This window comes from Pseudomonas frederiksbergensis, assembly GCF_000802155.2.
Lineage (GTDB): Bacteria > Pseudomonadota > Gammaproteobacteria > Pseudomonadales > Pseudomonadaceae > Aquipseudomonas > Aquipseudomonas frederiksbergensis_A.
Genome location: NZ_JQGJ02000039.1, coordinates 1 through 17344 on the forward strand (window position 1 = coordinate 1; position 17344 = coordinate 17344).

14 protein-coding genes and 4 pseudogenes are annotated in these 17344 nt (G+C 53.3%); 1 reads left to right on the forward strand and 17 read right to left on the reverse strand.

The genetic code is table 11. The features are described 5' to 3' along the window. Window positions 1-100: 100 nt before the first annotated feature. From JZ00_RS29175 to JZ00_RS29230, 12 genes are all read right to left on the reverse strand, one after another. Window positions 101-949: an alpha/beta fold hydrolase gene (locus JZ00_RS29175; protein ID WP_039594659.1), complete on the reverse strand. Its 849-nt coding sequence runs from the start codon at window positions 947-949 to the stop codon at window positions 101-103. Window positions 950-1032: 83 nt separating this feature from the next. Next, on the reverse strand, window positions 1033-2406 hold the full coding sequence (locus tag JZ00_RS29180) for an OmpP1/FadL family transporter (protein ID WP_039594660.1): 1374 nt from the start codon (window positions 2404-2406) through the stop codon (window positions 1033-1035). 435 nt (window positions 2407-2841) lie between these two features. After that, window positions 2842-3876, reverse strand: coding sequence for a 4-hydroxy-2-oxovalerate aldolase (gene dmpG / locus JZ00_RS29185; protein ID WP_039594661.1), 1035 nt, complete (start codon window positions 3874-3876; stop codon window positions 2842-2844). Window positions 3877-3897: 21 nt separating this feature from the next. After that, window positions 3898-4818, reverse strand: coding sequence for an acetaldehyde dehydrogenase (acetylating) (locus JZ00_RS29190; protein ID WP_039594662.1), 921 nt, complete (start codon window positions 4816-4818; stop codon window positions 3898-3900). Between the two features lie 17 nt (window positions 4819-4835). Continuing rightward, window positions 4836-5618, reverse strand: a complete 783-nt coding sequence (gene dmpE, locus JZ00_RS29195; protein WP_039594663.1) for a 2-oxopent-4-enoate hydratase — start codon at window positions 5616-5618, stop codon at window positions 4836-4838. Window positions 5619-6013: 395 nt separating this feature from the next. Beyond that, entirely contained in the window at window positions 6014-6949 is a 936-nt protein-coding gene (gene bphC / locus JZ00_RS29200; protein ID WP_152668485.1) for a biphenyl-2,3-diol 1,2-dioxygenase, read from the reverse strand. Between the two features lie 10 nt (window positions 6950-6959). Beyond that, complete coding sequence (gene bphB, locus JZ00_RS29205) at window positions 6960-7790, reverse strand: cis-2,3-dihydrobiphenyl-2,3-diol dehydrogenase (protein WP_039594664.1); 831 nt, start codon at window positions 7788-7790, stop codon at window positions 6960-6962. Window positions 7791-7827: 37 nt separating this feature from the next. Next, window positions 7828-9063: an NAD(P)/FAD-dependent oxidoreductase gene (locus tag JZ00_RS29210; RefSeq protein ID WP_039594665.1), complete on the reverse strand. Its 1236-nt coding sequence runs from the start codon at window positions 9061-9063 to the stop codon at window positions 7828-7830. Next, window positions 9060-9389, reverse strand: a complete 330-nt coding sequence (locus tag JZ00_RS29215; RefSeq protein WP_082112145.1) for a non-heme iron oxygenase ferredoxin subunit — start codon at window positions 9387-9389, stop codon at window positions 9060-9062. Before JZ00_RS29215 ends, JZ00_RS29210 begins: the two co-directional genes overlap by 4 nt. 228 nt (window positions 9390-9617) lie before the next feature. Beyond that, a complete protein-coding gene (locus tag JZ00_RS29220; protein ID WP_046510210.1) occupies window positions 9618-10079 on the reverse strand; it encodes a BphX family protein in 462 nt (153 codons plus the stop codon). A 57-nt stretch (window positions 10080-10136) separates the two neighbouring features. Continuing rightward, entirely contained in the window at window positions 10137-10697 is a 561-nt protein-coding gene (locus JZ00_RS29225; protein WP_046510211.1) for a 3-phenylpropionate/cinnamic acid dioxygenase subunit beta, read from the reverse strand. A gap of 259 nt (window positions 10698-10956) precedes the next feature. Next, window positions 10957-12336, reverse strand: coding sequence for an SRPBCC family protein (locus JZ00_RS29230; RefSeq protein ID WP_039594666.1), 1380 nt, complete (start codon window positions 12334-12336; stop codon window positions 10957-10959). 853 nt (window positions 12337-13189) lie between these two features. Here JZ00_RS29230 and JZ00_RS31040 point away from each other — a divergent pair. Further along, a pseudogene (locus tag JZ00_RS31040) lies at window positions 13190-13291 on the forward strand (IS5/IS1182 family transposase); the annotation flags it as partial. Window positions 13292-13453: 162 nt separating this feature from the next. Here JZ00_RS31040 and JZ00_RS30630 read toward each other — a convergent pair. The 5 genes and pseudogenes from JZ00_RS30630 to JZ00_RS29255 all read right to left on the reverse strand — a co-directional run. Beyond that, a pseudogene (locus JZ00_RS30630) lies at window positions 13454-14008 on the reverse strand (IS630 family transposase); the annotation flags it as partial. Between the two features lie 123 nt (window positions 14009-14131). Next, window positions 14132-14887, reverse strand: coding sequence for an IS21-like element ISPsy14 family helper ATPase IstB (gene istB, locus JZ00_RS29240; protein WP_039594667.1), 756 nt, complete (start codon window positions 14885-14887; stop codon window positions 14132-14134). A gap of 19 nt (window positions 14888-14906) precedes the next feature. Further along, window positions 14907-15308, reverse strand: a pseudogene (locus JZ00_RS29245) (IS21 family transposase); the annotation flags it as partial. Window positions 15309-15442: 134 nt separating this feature from the next. Next, a pseudogene (locus tag JZ00_RS29250) lies at window positions 15443-16078 on the reverse strand (IS630 family transposase); the annotation flags it as partial. Window positions 16079-16174: 96 nt separating this feature from the next. Beyond that, the gene (locus JZ00_RS29255; protein ID WP_039594669.1) at window positions 16175-17278 is read right to left on the reverse strand and encodes an IS5 family transposase; all 1104 of its coding nucleotides are present in this window, start codon (window positions 17276-17278) and stop codon (window positions 16175-16177) included. Between the last annotated feature and the right edge of the window lie 66 nt (window positions 17279-17344).

Below are 17344 nucleotides of genomic sequence, written 5' to 3' on the forward strand. Positions count from 1 at the left end.
GGGGAAGATATTTTGAACAAGATACAGCGAGCCTGTGAGGCAATTGCCTCACAGGCATGAGGAGCTTTATTTGGGAGACCGCACACCAGATAAACGAACTTTACGGACGACCCACTAGTTTAGGTGTGTTGGCCTCATTAAAAAACTCGACCACAAGACGATTGAATCGGTCAGTCTGCTCAATTTGTGTCCAGTGCCCACATCGCCCGAAAACATGCAACTGCGCCCGGTCGATAAGTTCGCCTAGACGCAGACTGCTGGATAGAGGAACAACCTGATCCTCTCGACCATGAATAATCAGTGTCTCATTGGGAAGAGTCTTGATATCTTCATCCGAGCTAGCCAACGCGTCTATCCAGCGTTGGCGCGGCTCAGGAAACATGCTGGAGAATGACTCTTGAAATCCTGGCTGAATACTCGCCTCATATCGAAGTCTCGCTAATTCGTCGGTGACTAAGGAGCGATCATAAGCGAATATATCGAGGAGATTACGCATGTTTTCTATCGACGGCGTGTAACCCCACACCGCGTTCAGGCCCTCTGTCACGTCAAAGCGAGTACCGGCCGCCCCCATCAGAACCATACGATCAACGCGCTCCGAATAACGAAGCGCGGTAGCAATCGCCAGCCCCCCACCGAATGAGTTACCTACGATGTGAGCCTTTTCTATTTCCAGGGCGTCCATAATACCGATTATATGGTCAACCCAACTATCCTTGGAATAATTATAGTTTTCAGGTCGATCCGTAAAGCCAAAACCAACCATATCAGGGGCGATAACACGATAAAACTTGCTCAGAGCAGGAATGGTCAGTCGCCAATTCGCATAAGCGCTCACGCCGGGCCCAGAACCATGAATTAGTATCACAGGCTGTCCCTCCCCGACATCGTGATAGTTTGTTAGAACCCCTGCAGCTAAAATACTTTTACCTATTTCCAGGTTTGCCATTTTTTTGATCCTAAATTACCATGATTTTTACTTAATTTTTAGTTTGTTCGCTGGATTTCGCCCAGACAAACAGTTCGAAACATTCAGAATCTATTGACATACGCAATACTGAAACTATCCTGAGCATGCTCCACCTTTATTGGTTCGGATGTGTTGGGCTGGCTGTTGTTATCCATCTTCTTCTTAAAAGAATGGGTCCAGGCAAAGTCCACCCTGTTTTCCGGTGAAAACTGATAAGAAAACCCTGCAGAACCAAACCTGTTGGGAATGGCAGGAATTACCGCGAGCATAGTATCGGAGCGCAACGCTTGAGTTGCTATGCGGGCACCACCTCGCAGCGTCCACTTGCCAGTCTGATAGGCAACTCCAAGCGAAAGAGCCGTCTGATCTTTGTAATTCTGCGGCATTAGAATATCGATGTTGCCACCATTATTCTGCACAAAGCCAACATCAATATCCTTCATTGCGTGCTTCCAGAATATTCGGGAAACGTCCGCAGCAAACAACCACTGTTCATTGAGCTGATGACTTATACCAAGATTCAATTGTGCGGGAGTTTGAAAGTCACTTATCTTGACCTTACCTGCCAGCGCAACTTGGCCTATTATCGCGTCGACCGCCGTCAAAGTTGCATTACCTTCCATATCAGCTATCCGGCTTTCCATAGAATACGCAGCACCCAAGACCGTATCTTGTGTGACTTTGTAGATCATACCTAGCCGTCCGCCGATACCCCACGCATCCACACCACTTGCCACCGGTTCATTCTTGGTAAAACTCAAATGCGCACCACGAAAGTCAGGTAGGCCCCCAAGCACAGGAACAAGACTACCTCTCGCCCGGCCCGCTCCGATCAGCGAACCAACCTGATCCGCCCCCATCAACATCTCCAGGTTCAAGCCCTGCCACACGGCGTCGACACTGGCCCCCACAGCCAATTTTTCGTTGATTTCGTAGCTCACCGCAAACGGAATGTTCAAGGTCAATAGCCGACTTGAGTTCTCGAGTCCAGTATCAAGTCCGCCAGTGGCACGAGACAAAAAACTGTTGCGCCCGTATTCCGTTCCAACCCCTCCTTGAGCAAAGACACCAAAGCCGAGTCCCCAGGAGCCACTGTGATAGGTGTAAGCCAACTGAGGGGCGGCATAAGGGCCCCGGTTTTTTGAGTGATCTCTGGAGGGGGCAGTTTCTCCAGTAGCCTGGTTTTTAACCTCTATATCAGTCAGTACAAAATCCAGCCCCAGTTGAATTTCCGACCCTGGCGGCATCAAAGACAGCGTCGCCGGATTCGTCATCATACCGGCCGCTCCCACATCGAATGCGGTTGCTGCTCCGCCCATCGCTGTTGAGACGGGCCCATGCCCAACGAACCTAAATACATCGCTGGTAGCCAGGACCTCTTGAGAGGTGACCGCCAATACCGCTGTGCTTATTGCGCCAATCAGTATTCTCATCATTTATATCTCTTATTATTCTAAGTGGGTTATTGGTTATGACCAGACGAACACCGCACCTTTGTATCCAACTTCGAGTTTATCGTGGCCAAGAGATTTCACTATACTTTCAGCAGAAACACGTACCGACGCACATTGCTGAAGCAATGTTTATTATTCAATATTTCGTAATCAACTAGTGCCCTGTCTCAGAAATACGTTCTCTTTTTGACGAGTGGCAACGTAGCCTGGCGGCAACAGACACCGTCAAAAGCGAACAGCTTATTTCTGAGACAGGACACTAGACTAGGAATTAGGCATTTCCGCAAAACGCCTGGGTCATTCGCCTAGTCGCCTTGAGTATCGATCGAATATATCCAGCAGAATGAATTGGCGAACTGCCGCGACCCAATCAAGCTTCTGTATTTTTATAAGCATCCGAATTAATCCCTCCGCGCACTAAGATGGAATTAGACCGCGGGCTTGGGCCATGGTCAGCGCCGTATCTTCGATCATATCTTCCTGGCCTCCGACCATGCCGCGCCGGCCCATCTCAACCAGGATGTCACGTGCTGGCACTCCGTATTGTTTCTCTGCCCGCTTGGCAAATAGCAGGAATGAGCCATATACACCGGCGTAACCTAGTGTAAGCGAGTCGCGGTCAATGCGGATCGGGAAATCCATCATCGGCACCACCAAATCTTCGGCTACATCCTGGATTTTGAACACATCGACACCAGTCTCGATCCCGGACCGGGAGCAAACTGCTATGAAAACTTCCATCGGCGTATTGCCGGCACCAGCACCGAGACCTGCAGCCGCGGCATCGATCCGGTTGGCTCCGTATTCAACCGCCATCAAAGAGTTAGCCACGCCCATTGCCAAATTGTGATGGCCGTGAAAGCCGAGCTCGGTTTCCGGATTGAGTTTCTCCCGCAGCAATCCAATGCGTGCTTTAACGTCTTCCGGCAACATGTAGCCGGCCGAATCAGTGCAATAGATGCAGTTGGCTCCATAGCTTTCCATCAATAGCGCCTGCTCCAGTAGCTGCTCAGGCGATGCCATGTGCGCCATCATCAGAAAGCCGACCGTATCCATGCCTATATTGCGGGCATATTGGATATGCTGCTGCGAGACATCGGCCTCGCTACAATGGGTAGCCACACGAATAGTATGCACACCCAGTTCGTGCGCCATCTTTAGATTGTCAACGGTACCGATACCAGGCAGTAGCAACGCAGACACCTTGGCTTGTTTCATCAGAGGGATCACCGACGACAGATATTCCTCGTCGGTATGAGCGGGAAAACCATAGTTGATTGACGAGCCGCCCAAACCATCGCCGTGCGTGACCTCGATCAACGGCACGCCGGCAGCGTCTAGTCCCCGCGCGATGCTGGTCATTTGTTCCAGCGTCATTTGGTGCTGCTTCGGGTGCATGCCGTCACGCAGTGTCATGTCATGAACAGTAATTTTTTTGCCTTTGAGTGCCATGCTTTATTCCTCACGCAGCAGTTATTTTTGCGTCTCTATCGTCGGACCGAGTTTAAGTTTTCCGCTACTAATTTCTTCAGCGAACATCTCCGCAGTGCGAACAGCTGCGGCAGTCATGATGTCAAGATTGCCGGCATATTTGGGCAGGTAATCACCTAGACCCTCAACCTCCAGAAACAGAGAGATGCGCTTACCGTCAAATACCGGCCCGTTAACTAGTTTGTAACCGGGAACATATTTCTGGACTTCCTTGACCATTTTCTGCACCGAAGCAGTGATTCTTTCGCGATCAGGTTCGGTTTCAGTCAGGCAATGCACGGTGTCGCGCATAATCATCGGCGGTTCGGCCGGATTGATGATAATAATGGCCTTGCCCTTTTTCGCGCCGCCGACTATCTCAATTGCACTGCCGGTAGTACGGGTGAACTCATCAATATTGGCGCGGGTGCCGGGGCCTATCGATTTGGATGCAGTGGTGGCTACGATTTCTCCGTAAGTTACAGGCTGCACACGTGACACCGCAGCGACCATCGGGATAGTGGCCTGGCCACCGCAGGTCACCATGTTGACATTCATTTCACCCTGGCCAACATGTTTAAGAAGATTCACCGGCGGCACACAGAAAGGACCGATTGCAGCCGGGGTCAAGTCGATCATCATCACACCTAGCTCGTTGAGCTTGCGCGAGTTTTCTGCGTGGACATAGGCCGAAGTGGCATCGAAGGCAATCAGGATCCCATCTGTTGCGATATGCGGCAACAGACCATCAACGCCATCGGAGGTAGTTTTCAATCCCATGGCGGCAGCGCGCCGCAAGCCTTCAGAAGTCGGGTCTACACCGACCATCCATACCGGCTCCAACACCGTGCTGCGCTGTAACTTATAAAGCAAGTCGGTACCAATGTTACCGGGGCCGATCAGTGCGCATTTAATTTTGTTCATCTCACATACTCTCTGCTTTAATGAAAACGCACCGAACAGTTACCGATGCCGCCTATCGAAACGCGCAAGTTATCGCCGGCCTTGACTGGGACCATTGCACCGAGTGCTCCCGACAGGATCACTTCGCCGGCCTTCAGTGGGATGCCCAACTTGCCCAGTGTATTTGCAAGCCAAACTACCGCATTGACAGGAGAATTCATGGTAGCGGCGCCCGCACCGGTGACCACCGTTTCGCCATTTTTTTCCAAAACCATTCCGCTGGTGCGCAGGTCAAGCCCTCGCGGATCAACCATGCGATCACCTAGCACGAACACACCGCAGGATGCGTTGTCGGCCACTGTGTCCTGAATGTGGATTTTCCAGTCGGTGATGCGTGAATCGACGATCTCGAAGCAGGCCATAACGCCTTCGGTGGCGGCTAGTACGTCGGCCGCACTGACTCCAGGCCCCATCAGGTCTTTCTTCAGTACGAAGGCGATTTCTCCTTCAGCCTTCGGCTGGATCAACGTAGCAGCGTCGATGGCCGCACCATCGCCATAGATCATGCCATCAAGCATGTAGCCGAAGTCGGGCTGGCTCACGCCCAGCATGTTCATCACCGCGGCGCTGGTAACGCCGATTTTCTTGCCAACGATCCTCTCGCCGGCCTGCAGGCGGCGTGAAATCATGCGCTGCTGGATGTGATATGCATTGTCGATCGTAATATCTGGGTAGCGGCTAGTCAGCGGGTCCACCACTGTGCGCGAACACAGGGCAGCATAGAGCTCGTCGCCGAGAGTTTCGATGAGTTCAGGTGACATGTTGGCCGGATTTCCATTGATTAAGTGTTTGTTTATTAATTATGGGTGAGACTCATACTCAGCACTGTATTGAGCTCCTCATCGAAAAGTGCGGTTGCACCGCTAAGGCTATTGGTTCCAGGGCACCGCTGTGGCCAAAGCCAGGTTATACACGGCTTACATATTGCTCCATTGCCGAACCCCATTAAGTACATTTCAGCTCAAGCTCCAGCGCCGAAAGATAACCAGATCAGCTAGTGGCGAAAGTATTTAGCCCTACTCCATTTCCTTACTGGCCAGATCAAAGCTTATCAAAATTGATCAAATCTAACCCCAGGACAGAGTTGTACAGTGCGGCATGCGGCAACAGACTGTAAGTGCAAAACCTCAGTAAATATTAACTCCGGACCAAGTACTTACTTATTACGCATAGATTTATGACCCCACATGGCCGTGCGCTTGTGCCTCGTCATCACCCAAGACCGGTCATCTACGTCGCGCGCGCCCCAACCAAACTCAAGCTCAAACCCGGACGGCGTCTCAGCGTAAAAGGAAATCATGTGATCGTTGACATGGCGTCCGATCGTCGCCGTGATCCTGCTGGACCTAATATCACTATTTGCCGGCACCCGAAGATTGGAGTCGGTAGATTTGTCGCCCAATCCATCGATTCGGTCGTACGCATGACCTACATCATCCAGCGTCAAGGCCTGCAGCAAAAAATGGTGAACTCTCTTGGGTAACGGAGCCTCCGCGATCGCCATTGTGTGGTGGCGCCCGTTGCAATGAAGAAAGTATCCCCGCACTGTAATATCCGGACCCATAGCTATATCAATGACGTCGGACATCTGGAAACCCAGTATGCCAGTATAGAAAGCCAGTCCTTCTTCAATATTCGGGACAGCATAAAAATAATGCCCAGCTCCTTGGTCACCAGTCAGGAACCCAGTGACACCAGTGCCAGAAACGAAAGGCTGCTCGAATAGTTCGGTAGCCCCGTAGTAAATTTCCAGCGGCATTCCAAATGGATCTTCAAAAGAGACCAGTTCCATCACGCCACGCTTTTCTGCCAGTTCAGTGTCGCCGGTCCTCACCTGAACACCAGCCTCCCGTAGCCGCTCCGTAATCAGCTTCAAGGCCAGCGGATTGGCAACTTCATAACCGGCGAATGCTAGGTCGTCAGCCTCCCCCCTTTCCACGGCAATCCGCCAACTGCGTGAGTCCATGCGGTATAAGGCATTCTCATCGGAGCCAACAACCTCCATCAAACCCACTTTTTCGGTGAGGAACGAGCGCCATGCCGGTACATCACTTACAGAGAACCCCATGTAACCCAAGCTTTTAATGCCCATTTTCATCTCCTCAATCAATGTTAAGTTTTTCGAGCAGGTCCTTACCTCCGACTGCGGAAAAAAGTCCGCGAACGCCCATGCCTCCGTCATAATTCAGTAAGGCACCGGTGGCGGGCGCAGAGTCGCCACGCGTGGCGAAAAACACATAAGCTCCTGTGTATTCTTCGGCGTCAGGCAGGCGGCCGATTGGCAGTACGTCCTGCAGCAACTCAGCCAACGGCACATTCGATATCGACTGCTCACTCATTCCCAACGAGCAAGGTCCTCTCAAATCCGTATTGATACCGCCAACCCCCACACCATTGACCCGGACGTATGGTGCCAACTCGAATGCCAGCTCGCGCACCAGCCCCACCACTGCGTGCTTCGTCGCCGTGTAAAGAGGACCACCGCCATTGGGGTAAAAACCTGCATTCGAGATCGTGCAGATCACGCTGCCTCGGCTGGCAACCAGCGCTGGCAGGCATGCCTTGACGGCGAGAATATAGCCCTTAACATTAATCTGAAATACTTCATCAAATGCTTTGTCGATACTGTCTTCAGGTAGATCGACAAGTGCCGTGTTGTAATCCCAGATAGCGGCGTTGGGGATCAGAGTGTCAATCCTCCCGAACTTGGCAATACAACGACTGGCAGCCAGTTTCTGGTCTTCCATTGAACGCACATCACCGACAATGCATACCACATCTTCGCCGTGATCAGACTCCAACTGTTGAAGTCGATCGGCACACTTATCGAGGACAGCCACCTTGGCACCTTCGGCCACGAACCGTTCCACAAGGGCATGCCCCAGTCCAGATGCGCCCCCTGTGATTAATATAACTTCTTCTTTTAGTTTCACTTTTAAGCTCTTCTAGTTATTAAGAATAAGTCGACGTTCACTCGCATCGCTCAGCTTTAGCTTTCATAAAATCCCGCAAGTTAGAGCTAGCGTCCTGCAATTTTGTGGCCGATACAGGAATGTGGTCAGCCACCAATCGGGTTGCAACGGAAAAATCCTTCGGGGCATTGATAGCCGTTGCGGCTTCAACGCGACCATCAAGAACCCTGAACTGCACCAGCGGCTGACCATTCTCGACGTTACCGCGCAAGACAACTTCTCCGGGGCCTTCGATGTCGCCAACCATCTGTATCCGATGCCCTGCAATCTCCGTCCAAGAGGTTGGCACCTGAAGAGCCGGGATAGACTTGCCTAACATGGCCGCGGCGGCAGTTTCAGCCTGCATGTGGCTGTTCAGGTAGGTCTCCAGCGAGCGCAGTTCACCGGACCTCAGGGGCCAGGCTGCTACGTCACCTGCCGCGAATACTGCAGGACATGAGCTTGCACCCGTAGCGTCAACTACCACGCCGCGCTCACATGCGATACCGGCCGCACGTGCCAGTTCGTCGGCTGGTTCTGCACCGATGCTCACCAAAACTGTGCCAGCTGCTATCCGACGTCCATCGGCACAAACGACGGCATGCACGTGTCCCTCGCCCTCGAAATGCGCTGCCTGTGCGTTCAGTTCAACCCGGACACCCAAACGCTCCAACTCGTTGCGACACCAGGCCCCGGTTGATCGGCCTAGCACTCGCAACAGCAGTTCGTCCCCGGCCTCCAGAACAGTGACGTGGGCACCGGCATTAATAGCAGTGGTCGCCACTTCGCAACCGATCAGGCCACCGCCGACAATTACCAGAGACTGGCCCGGCTCAAGCGCCTGCCTCAGCGCCTGGCTGTCGGCGCGGTCACGCAAGGTGTGAATGCCGGCCAACTCGCTTCCCGTAATAGCCATACGCCGCGCGCGAGCGCCGGTGGCTAATAGCAGTCGGTCGTAGGCTAGAATGTCACCGGATTCGAAAAGTACCTGGTGGTTTACCACATCAATACCGGTCACGCGTACACCTAAATGGAGATCTATATCGGCCGATGCATACCAACAAGGATCCAGGATCGCGGGTGGTTCGACCACTTTTCCTGACAGGGTGTCCTTGGATAAGGAGGGGCGATCGTAAGCCACATGCAACTCCTCCCCGACCAGATGGATCTTTCCCTGATATCCTTGGGCGCGAAGATAGCGAGTGGCAGTTGCGCCAGCCAAGCCAGCACCAATAATGACGATTGATTTAATCATGGCGCTAGATACCCGGCATCAAAGTCTACGAACACATCGCTGCCATCTATTCGAATCGGATATATCTTCAGCGGCTCACAGGGCGGTGCTGCTTTTACCTTGCCCGTGCGGACACAGAACCTACCCATGTGCAGCGAGCATTCGACAATGTCACCCTCTAGGTAGCCGCCTTCGGACAAGGACCAGTCACCATGAGTGCAACGGTCCTGTGTTGCGAACAACTCTCCATCGACGTTGAAAATCGCGACGGCTTCGCCCTTACTTTCAACCTGCAAGGCGTCACCGACGGGCACATCAGATACTTCACAAACTTTGGAAAAAGTCATTCTTTTTTGTCTCTTATTATAGAGTTGGTCTGAAAAAGTACGCACTCGGAAAATGCACGCCAGTAACCACGCGGACTGCAGACTGGATATCTCATGAGGTCAAGCCTTTTTCAGAGTTTCTATAGCTAACTTTAACTACTCATTAAATCCGGCAGCCAGCTTGGCGCAAGCGGCCGGATAACGTCGACGCGCATGGGAAATGACAGAGTTCAATTCAGGCCCACAGATTCAGGAGGTTGGGACGGTTAACCCAGATGACCGGCGAGACGACACGCGCCATACCTGTAACCCCCAGACGATCCACACCACGTGGATGGCGAACGTCAGGAGCCCGAACCACATGGCTTCGTGACTCCAAACGATGCTGTACAAGTCCCAGATACCGTCGAGCACTTCCGTGACGATGACCACGGGGACAACCGCCATGAAGCGCACGGGCTGACGTGCGCCCCACAACGCAACCAGCCCAGTGCCCCCCAGCTGCAGCCCGACTACGGCCCAGGCATCCTGCAGCAGGGTGAATACCGGAGCGCCGACCTGCAAATCCACACCCGAATACATCATGCCGAACAGCCGCAGGCTGCTGAAATGCAAAGTCCCGAGGAGATTGGCCAAGTAAAAGATACCGATCGCGATCAGGAAAGGGCGAGCGCGATTAGTTTGCGTAGCTATCGGGTAGCTCCTCTTCATTTTCAGGCCGCTCTCATGAATAGGCTGGGTATAGGGTAAGTGGCCAGCATTCCCTAGTTAGAAAAACTGGCTGAGATTATTCGCTGTAATCGTGCTCTGGTCGAGCAAGATCGTTCGCTTGGCAATTTTGAATCCCAGCCCGTCACTTACACGGAGCAAAATATCTCGACGCTCACCGACATAGATGTCCGTCATACGCTCCAATCGATTACGGTAACAAAGGAACGCAGAACTAACTTCCAAAGTACCAGCACTCTCAGTTTCGCGGACGATAACGTTGCTTACAATGTGCCGGCTGCGCGACGGTGGATCTTCAGTCCAGTTAAGCCCCGAAACCCTCGCCCGAATGCGCGCACGCATGCTCTCATACGTCTCGTCAAAATGGGCATTACCGCCGGGGGGCACGTACTCCATCGCCTTATTCCGGGATGTATGAGTAGTACGAATTGGCATCCAATATTGGATGTCTTGGGTCAGTAAAGCCAGCCAGGCCTCATAGTTTTGATAATCAAGCAACTGTGCTTCGCGATAGTAGAATTGCTCAACGGCATTTTGCAATTCAAGACTGACGGGCATTTCTGGCCACTCGATGGGTTTTGTCAAATCAGCGGATGTCATAATTAGTTTCCTGTATATATGTTGGGCGACCTGCACTCGGCTCATGCAAATAGCAAATCCATAGCATGACGATTATCACCAAACGCACAGCTGTACATTTTGGAATGCACCCGAGTAAATCCCCCCGACAAAGCCAGGGGTTTACCCAAGTTAATCAATTCACTTAGGCACTTCCAGCAACCAAAAAACAGGCTAAACCCTTGTCTACCACGGTAGAAACCCGATGAAAGTGATTGCTTTTTTCGGTCACTTTATCTGCTCAAGACTTTAGCGTGTCCCAACTCGGCTCGGACATCATGCGGCTCCAGTGGTGGTAGAACCCTCGCGCAGCTTCTTCGCTATAAACGTAGCTGGTCTTTCCAGGAAACTCCGGGTTGTTCTTGTTTGGCACACCCGCCCCCATCTGGGCACAAAGAGGTCTACTTCTAGCCTTGTAGCCGCGCAATCCCCGCTGAACCTCCACCCAGTTTTCGCCATCGTCCTGCTCGTAGGTTCCCCCTTGATTGAAGGTGAAGATGTTTTTCCGACGATATTCTTCCTTGATATCTTCAGGTGCATCAGCATCCACTACGATGAAAGACCAAACTTCGATCTCATTAGGGCCACGTGGGTGCCAAGTACGGACTGTATTGATGCCAGGAAGAAATGAGCATGTCGGAAAAATGGTCATATGCTGAGCAACCATGCGATCAGCCGGAAGAACTTTACCCAGACGCTCTTTTGCACGCTCAGCAGCTGGACCTTTGGTCCAGTAATCGACAACCTTAGGACCCATGATGGCTTGCAGAAGTGCGAAATCGTCATTGAACCAGCCGGTCCCATGTCCACCCCACTTAGCCCGGAACTGATTCCCACTTGACGGTAACTTTACTTGGGACAAATCCATTTCAGGCGGGAGGCTGGACAATACACCTGAAAGATGCGCCATCGTTCCCGCATGGTACATATCGCTACAGAATTGCTCGGCGGCGAATTTCCAGTTACAGGGGATTACCGTCTTTTGCATACCGGTGATGACCTGAGTACCTGCCTCGGTCCGATCGAGCATCACGTCCATATAGGGTGTTGCATCGCTCAGATAGGTCTTCAAATCAGGGGCTTCGGTATCCCAGTTGGCAAAAATCAGCCCCTTGTAAGTATCCACCCGCGCTTGCAGCGGCCCCCAGTCGGCCTTGTCGAACCCGCAGTCACCCTCTTTTTTGTCACAAAAAGCCTCTTTCTCGTAGGGTACATTGACCAGATTACCGGCGGTGTCATAGGCCCACCCGTGATAAGTGCAGGTAAATGACTTTGCGTTGCCAAAATCCGATCGCTCAATACGCATACCGCGATGCCGACATTGGTTTAAAAAGACTTTAATGCTCCGGTCTTTCTGCCTCACTACAATTACTGGGTCTTCACCCATGTAGGTGGTCAGATAATCCCCGGCTTTGGGAATGTGCCCCTCGTGCCCAAGCAGCAGCCAGGATCGAGCAAACACCCTCTCAAGCTCGATCTCATACAAATCCTGATCAGAGAAAATACGTGGATCAAGCAACCCCTTTTCCTCATCAACGAGCGCTTTAATCTCCTCGTCAGACCAGTTTTTCACCCATTTCAAAGGGGCTTCCTGCACTTCTTTATTTATTATTGAACTCATGACCTATACTCTCCTTCAAGATGCTCTTGTTAGAATAAAAAACAAGCTTCTTTCTCTTGCTGACCCGAAGCTTCAATACAGCGCCCGACGAACCACCGTGACAAGCCGCCTTCCTGGAACACATGAAGCGAATATTCAGTATGCGCTCGCAATAGCCAAACCCTAGTAGCTAAACTCTAGATTTTGCAATTTTATATTGCGCTACCGACATTAATCCAGCACATCCCATAAGGTTCTATTCAGCACGACTACCTTCCATGTTACTGCCAACACGAAACGAGTGAATGCTTATTTTTGTGATTCGGGCATGTCTACTCCCACCATTATTACCTTATTACTTTCAATAGAGGTTTACGATGCCACGAAACGGAGGCAGGGAGATATCCGTATTTCAACAAATGATATCCGATTTCTTAATATCTTCATCCATAACAACAGGCCAGCGCTACCAAGCAATGGAACCCCTGGCCAATTGGCGTTCTGAGCACGTTCACCCGAACCAGCCGCCTTCATTAACCCTTATCGACTTTTCCGCTTCTAAAGCTATATTTCGAATCCTTTCAGGCCCGAGTGAACCGCTTCGTGGCCTGGTACAACCATGAACATCGTCACAGCGCTCTGAGGTTCGTGCCCCCCCCCCCCCCCGGAGCAGCGCTACCGGCCAGGCAGAAGGGCCGCTGCGCAAGCGTGCGAGCTGTACGAGGCGGCACGCGCACGGCACCCGGAGCGCTGGAGCAGCAACATCAGGAACCGGTCACTGGCACCGATGGTGTGCCTTAACCGGGAGCGGAAGGCGGTACTGCATCAAACATCAAAGGCGGCGTGACATGCTTACGCGACAACTAACTTTAAAATCGCCGAGAACACTGCTCAAATGATGACGCTATTTGCTCTGTCAAACCTCTGGATGGCGCGCCGATATTTGCTCTCCAGCGCAGGAGAGGTACGTCCTTAATGAGGGAAATAGCTGCTGCGAGGCGCGTGCAACGACAAAAATGGATGGAATAGGCGGCAGACTCGATCGATTCTGAACGGCTGCCGTTTTTTTGAAAGCACCTATGGCTCAGCAGTCGAAGAATAGCGGCCTACGTCAGACAATCCCTAGTGGCCTGAGCGGTTAATCCATTAATTTATTTTTTATCACGCTCAGCTTCGCTTTATGTACCGAGCTTATGATGGCCTCAGCCGTTTTATTCCACTTGAACGGCTTGGCTGAATGCTCATTATGAGTCTCGATAAATTGACGGATAGCCACCTTTAGGTCGGCGACGCTGGTGAAGGCACCCCGGTATAGCGCTCGTCTTTCCAGTTGTGCAAACCAACCTTCCACGGCGTTCAGCCAAGACGCGCTGGTTGGTGTGAAGTGCAATTTGAAACGCGGATGCTTTTCCAGCCACTGCTTGATTGCAGCCGTTTTGTGGGTCGAACTGTTATCTAGAATCACATGCAGATCCAGTTCGGCTGGCGTGCTGCGTTCAATCTGTTGCAGAAAAGCCAGAAACTCCTTGGCTCGATGGCGCGGGGTAATCCGTCCGATTACTTGGCCGGTCAGGATGTCGAAAGCTGCGTACAGACTCGCCGTACCATGGCGCTTGTAATCATGGGTCCGACGCTCAACTTGACCTGGGCGTAGCGGCAGCATCGGTTGGGTGCGATCCAACGTCTGGATGCGGATTCCACGACACTTGGACACTCAGCCCACGATCATTTGGACACTCGTTCCACGCGCACTTGGACACCTGATCCACGTCCACTTGGACAGGCAGTCGGAGCGCAGCGACGCAGGTTTGCATTGTTAGTCTGAAGTCCCTGCCGTCGTCAATTTCGTTGCGCGCCTGCGCATAGATTCGCCCTTCAGTTCGATCCTATATGCGTTGTGCACCAGCCGGTCTAGGATCGCGTCGCCCAAGGTCGGATCGCCGATCAGTGCATGCCATTTGTCCACCGGCATCTGGCTGGTCACCAGCGTCGAGCGGTTGCCGTAGCGGTCGTCCAGTAGTTCGAGCATGTCGCGGCGTTGCACAGCGGTAAACGGTGCCAGTCCCCAGTCATCCAGGATCAGCAGGTCGGTCTTGGCGTAGCCGGCCATTAGCTTGGCGAAGCGGCCGTCGCCGTGTGCCAGGCCCAGTTCTTCCATCAAGCGCGGCAGGCGCAGATAGCGCACGCTGTAACCGTCGCGGCAAGCTTTATGAGCCAGCGCGCAGGCGAGCCAGGTTTTGCCTACGCCCGTCGGCCCGCCGATGATCAGGTTCAGGCCATCGCGCAGCCACTGGCCGCTACCCAGTTGCAGGATCAGCGCCTTGTCCAGGCCACGAGGGCTGCGGTAATCGATGTCTTCCAGGCAGGCGTTATGGCGCAGTCGTGCGGCTTTGAGGCGAGTCGTCAGGCGGGCGTCTTCGCGCTCGGTCAGCTCGCGGTCGACCATCAGGCCGAGGCGTTCGTCGAAGCTGAGATCGTTGATGTCAGGCGTTGCGTGTTGTTCGCCAAGCGCCTTGATCATGCCATGCAGGCGCAGGGTTTGTAGCTTGTCGAGTGTCGGGTTGGGCAACATGTTCGTGCTCCTTTTTCAGTCAGTGGTAGTAGCCAGGGCCGCGCAGATTGATATGTTCATCGGGCAGTAACGGCAGGTTTTGCTGGGCAAGAGGTAGCCGTTCCAGGCCTTGGCGCAGGATCGATTCGAGGCTCTTGTAACTGCATGCGCCTAGGGCCAGCGCACGTTGGCAAGCGGCTTCCAGCCGCTCTTCGCGGTGCTGTTTGCTCAAGCGCAGGATGCCCAGGCAGGCGCGGAAGCCATGCTGCGGATGGATTCGGCGTTCGAGGATGTAGGCGATAACGCCAGCCGTGTTCGACCCGGTTTGCTCTGCCCAGCGGATCAGCCGTTGCGGCGTCCACTCGGCGTGTTCGCGGTGACTTTTGGGCATGTGCTCGGTGTGGGTAGTGTGGCGGCCTTTGTGCGGCGAGCGCAGGTGGCTATACGCTCCACGACGACCTCTTCGCTTCGATAAAAGAGGCCGATGGTAGTGAATAGTCCTGCGTTGCCGCCTGCCTGAGCGTGGGTCGGATCAGTGAGAAATCACTGTCCAAATGCTCGTGGAATCAGTGTCCAAGTGGCCGTGGAATGAGTGTCCAAGTCAGCGTGGAATCGCTGTCCAAGTGTTCGTGGAATGGGTGTCCAAATGCGCGTGGAATCCGCAGCCTGGATCTGGGTTTTCTCGTCAACCGACAACACCAGGGCGTTATCCGGTGGGTTCAGATAGAGCCCGACCACGTCGACGACCTTGTCGGCGAAATGAGGATCGTTGCTGATTTTGAAGGTCTTCAGACGATGGGGTTTGAGGTCGGAAGCGGCCCAGACCTGCCGCACCTGCCATGTGGTAACCCGCGCATACTTGGCCATCAAACGGACGCTCCAGTGAGCGGCTTCCTGGGGTACACGCCGGGTGGTCAGTGTCAGGATTTCGTTGATTTTATCGGGCCCAAGTTTGAGTGGCTGGCCGCTGCGCGGCAGATCGCTCAACCCTTCGATTCCCGCCTCCAGATAACGTTTTCGCCACTTGAATACCGTCGGCGGCGTGACCTGCAACTGCTCGCTAACGGCCTTGGGCGTCAATCCGTCAGCCAGTAGAAGCAGGATGCGCGCTCTCTGGGCGAGGCTCTGTTCCAGCGTACTCATACGCAACCAACCTTGCAGGGCGATGAGATCGGAAGGCATTAGAGCGAAGGGGGAAGTCGGTCGGGCCATGCGTATAACCAATCCATGACATTGGACGCACAGCATATCGTTACCATTAGATAAATGAATTAACCGCTCAGTCCACTAGGAGTGATGTAGACAAAATCAAGTAGTAAGTCGACGAGCGAGCATGCGAGCCTCAGCCAGCCATACCCAAGCCTCACTCACATCCAGTAACCGATCGTGGTGCATGATCAGCCGCCTGGCTCGCTCATTCCAGGCATGAGTCCGTTCCACCACCCAGCGCTTGGGCATGACCACAAAGCCGCTCGCAACCGGCGCTGCCGTGAACAAATCGCCTTGCTCTGAATGCCATTTCCCGGTGCGGCGATTGTTCGCTCCTCGTATGACCTGGATCTCGAGCGAATGAGTGTGCTGCATACGCTGGGCCCACTTTCCAGCGTAGGCACTGTCGACGAACAGGGTATTTAATGACGGGTACTTATCCATCGCGGAGGTCACGGCGTCGTCTGCCGCATCTCGATCCTGCACACTGGCTGCGCTGATGCTCACGGCCAAAAGAAGGCCTAAGGTATCTACGATAAGGCTTCGCTTACGTCCTTTTACCTTTTTGCCTGCGTCGTAACCGCTTTCACCGCCTTGGGGAGAGCTGCGCGTTGATTGGGAATCCAGAACAGCGGCTGACGGCCGTTCATCACGATCCACCCGCTCTCGCCATTGGGCACGGAGCCGGTCGTGCATTTGCTCAAACTTGCCCTGAGCGCTCCAGCGCCGAAAGGTTTTATAGACATTGTCCCAATGGGGAAACTCGCGAGGCAGCATTCGCCAGGAGCACCCTGTGCGCACGACATAACAGCAGGCTTCCAAAAGAGTGCGTCGGGAGTGGCGAGGCGGTACGCCGCGACCTCCCGAGACTTCAAATAAATCAGCGACCAACGTCCATTCTGCATCAGTCAGGCAACTGGGGTAGCGTTGCTCCGGCAACTGACGCCGGTGTGCCTCGGTATAGCCATAAGACTTACGAGGCTCGGGAGGCTGGAAGCTACCTTTGGCACGTTCCTTTACTCGAACGATCCCGGCCAGTCTCAGCGCTTTTGCAAAGGTGTCGGGATGCGCGGTGATGCCCGTTTCTGCATGGAATGCTTGCGCCAGTTCGGCTTGACTGGAATAAGGCTGCGTATGAGCGAGCCTGGCCAGCAGAGGATAATGGTGCGTAGCGATTACCGGTGGGCGTCCAGTTTTAGGCATGGCTCAATGCTGCATAGAAAGGAGGCAAGAAGTTTACTTTATTTTGTCTACACCCTCTAGGGAGAT

Bases quoted from the DNA above. Each gene is read 5' to 3' on its own strand.
- JZ00_RS29175 (WP_039594659.1), bottom strand. From the start codon at position 949: ATGGCAAACCTGGAAATAGGTAAAAGTATTTTAGCTGCAGGGGTTCTA.
- JZ00_RS29180 (WP_039594660.1), bottom strand. From the start codon at position 2,406: ATGATGAGAATACTGATTGGCGCAATAAGCACAGCGGTATTGGCGGTC.
- dmpG (WP_039594661.1), bottom strand. From the start codon at position 3,876: ATGGCACTCAAAGGCAAAAAAATTACTGTTCATGACATGACACTGCGT.
- JZ00_RS29190 (WP_039594662.1), bottom strand. From the start codon at position 4,818: ATGAACAAAATTAAATGCGCACTGATCGGCCCCGGTAACATTGGTACC.
- dmpE (WP_039594663.1), bottom strand. From the start codon at position 5,618: ATGTCACCTGAACTCATCGAAACTCTCGGCGACGAGCTCTATGCTGCC.
- bphC (WP_152668485.1), bottom strand. From the start codon at position 6,949: ATGGGCATTAAAAGCTTGGGTTACATGGGGTTCTCTGTAAGTGATGTA.
- JZ00_RS29210 (WP_039594665.1), bottom strand. From the start codon at position 9,063: ATGATTAAATCAATCGTCATTATTGGTGCTGGCTTGGCTGGCGCAACT.
- JZ00_RS29215 (WP_082112145.1), bottom strand. From the start codon at position 9,389: ATGACTTTTTCCAAAGTTTGTGAAGTATCTGATGTGCCCGTCGGTGAC.
- JZ00_RS29220 (WP_046510210.1), bottom strand. From the start codon at position 10,079: ATGAAGAGGAGCTACCCGATAGCTACGCAAACTAATCGCGCTCGCCCT.
- JZ00_RS29225 (WP_046510211.1), bottom strand. From the start codon at position 10,697: ATGACATCCGCTGATTTGACAAAACCCATCGAGTGGCCAGAAATGCCC.
- JZ00_RS29230 (WP_039594666.1), bottom strand. From the start codon at position 12,336: ATGAGTTCAATAATAAATAAAGAAGTGCAGGAAGCCCCTTTGAAATGG.
- istB (WP_039594667.1), bottom strand. From the start codon at position 14,887: ATGTTGCCCAACCCGACACTCGACAAGCTACAAACCCTGCGCCTGCAT.
- JZ00_RS29255 (WP_039594669.1), bottom strand. From the start codon at position 17,278: ATGCCTAAAACTGGACGCCCACCGGTAATCGCTACGCACCATTATCCT.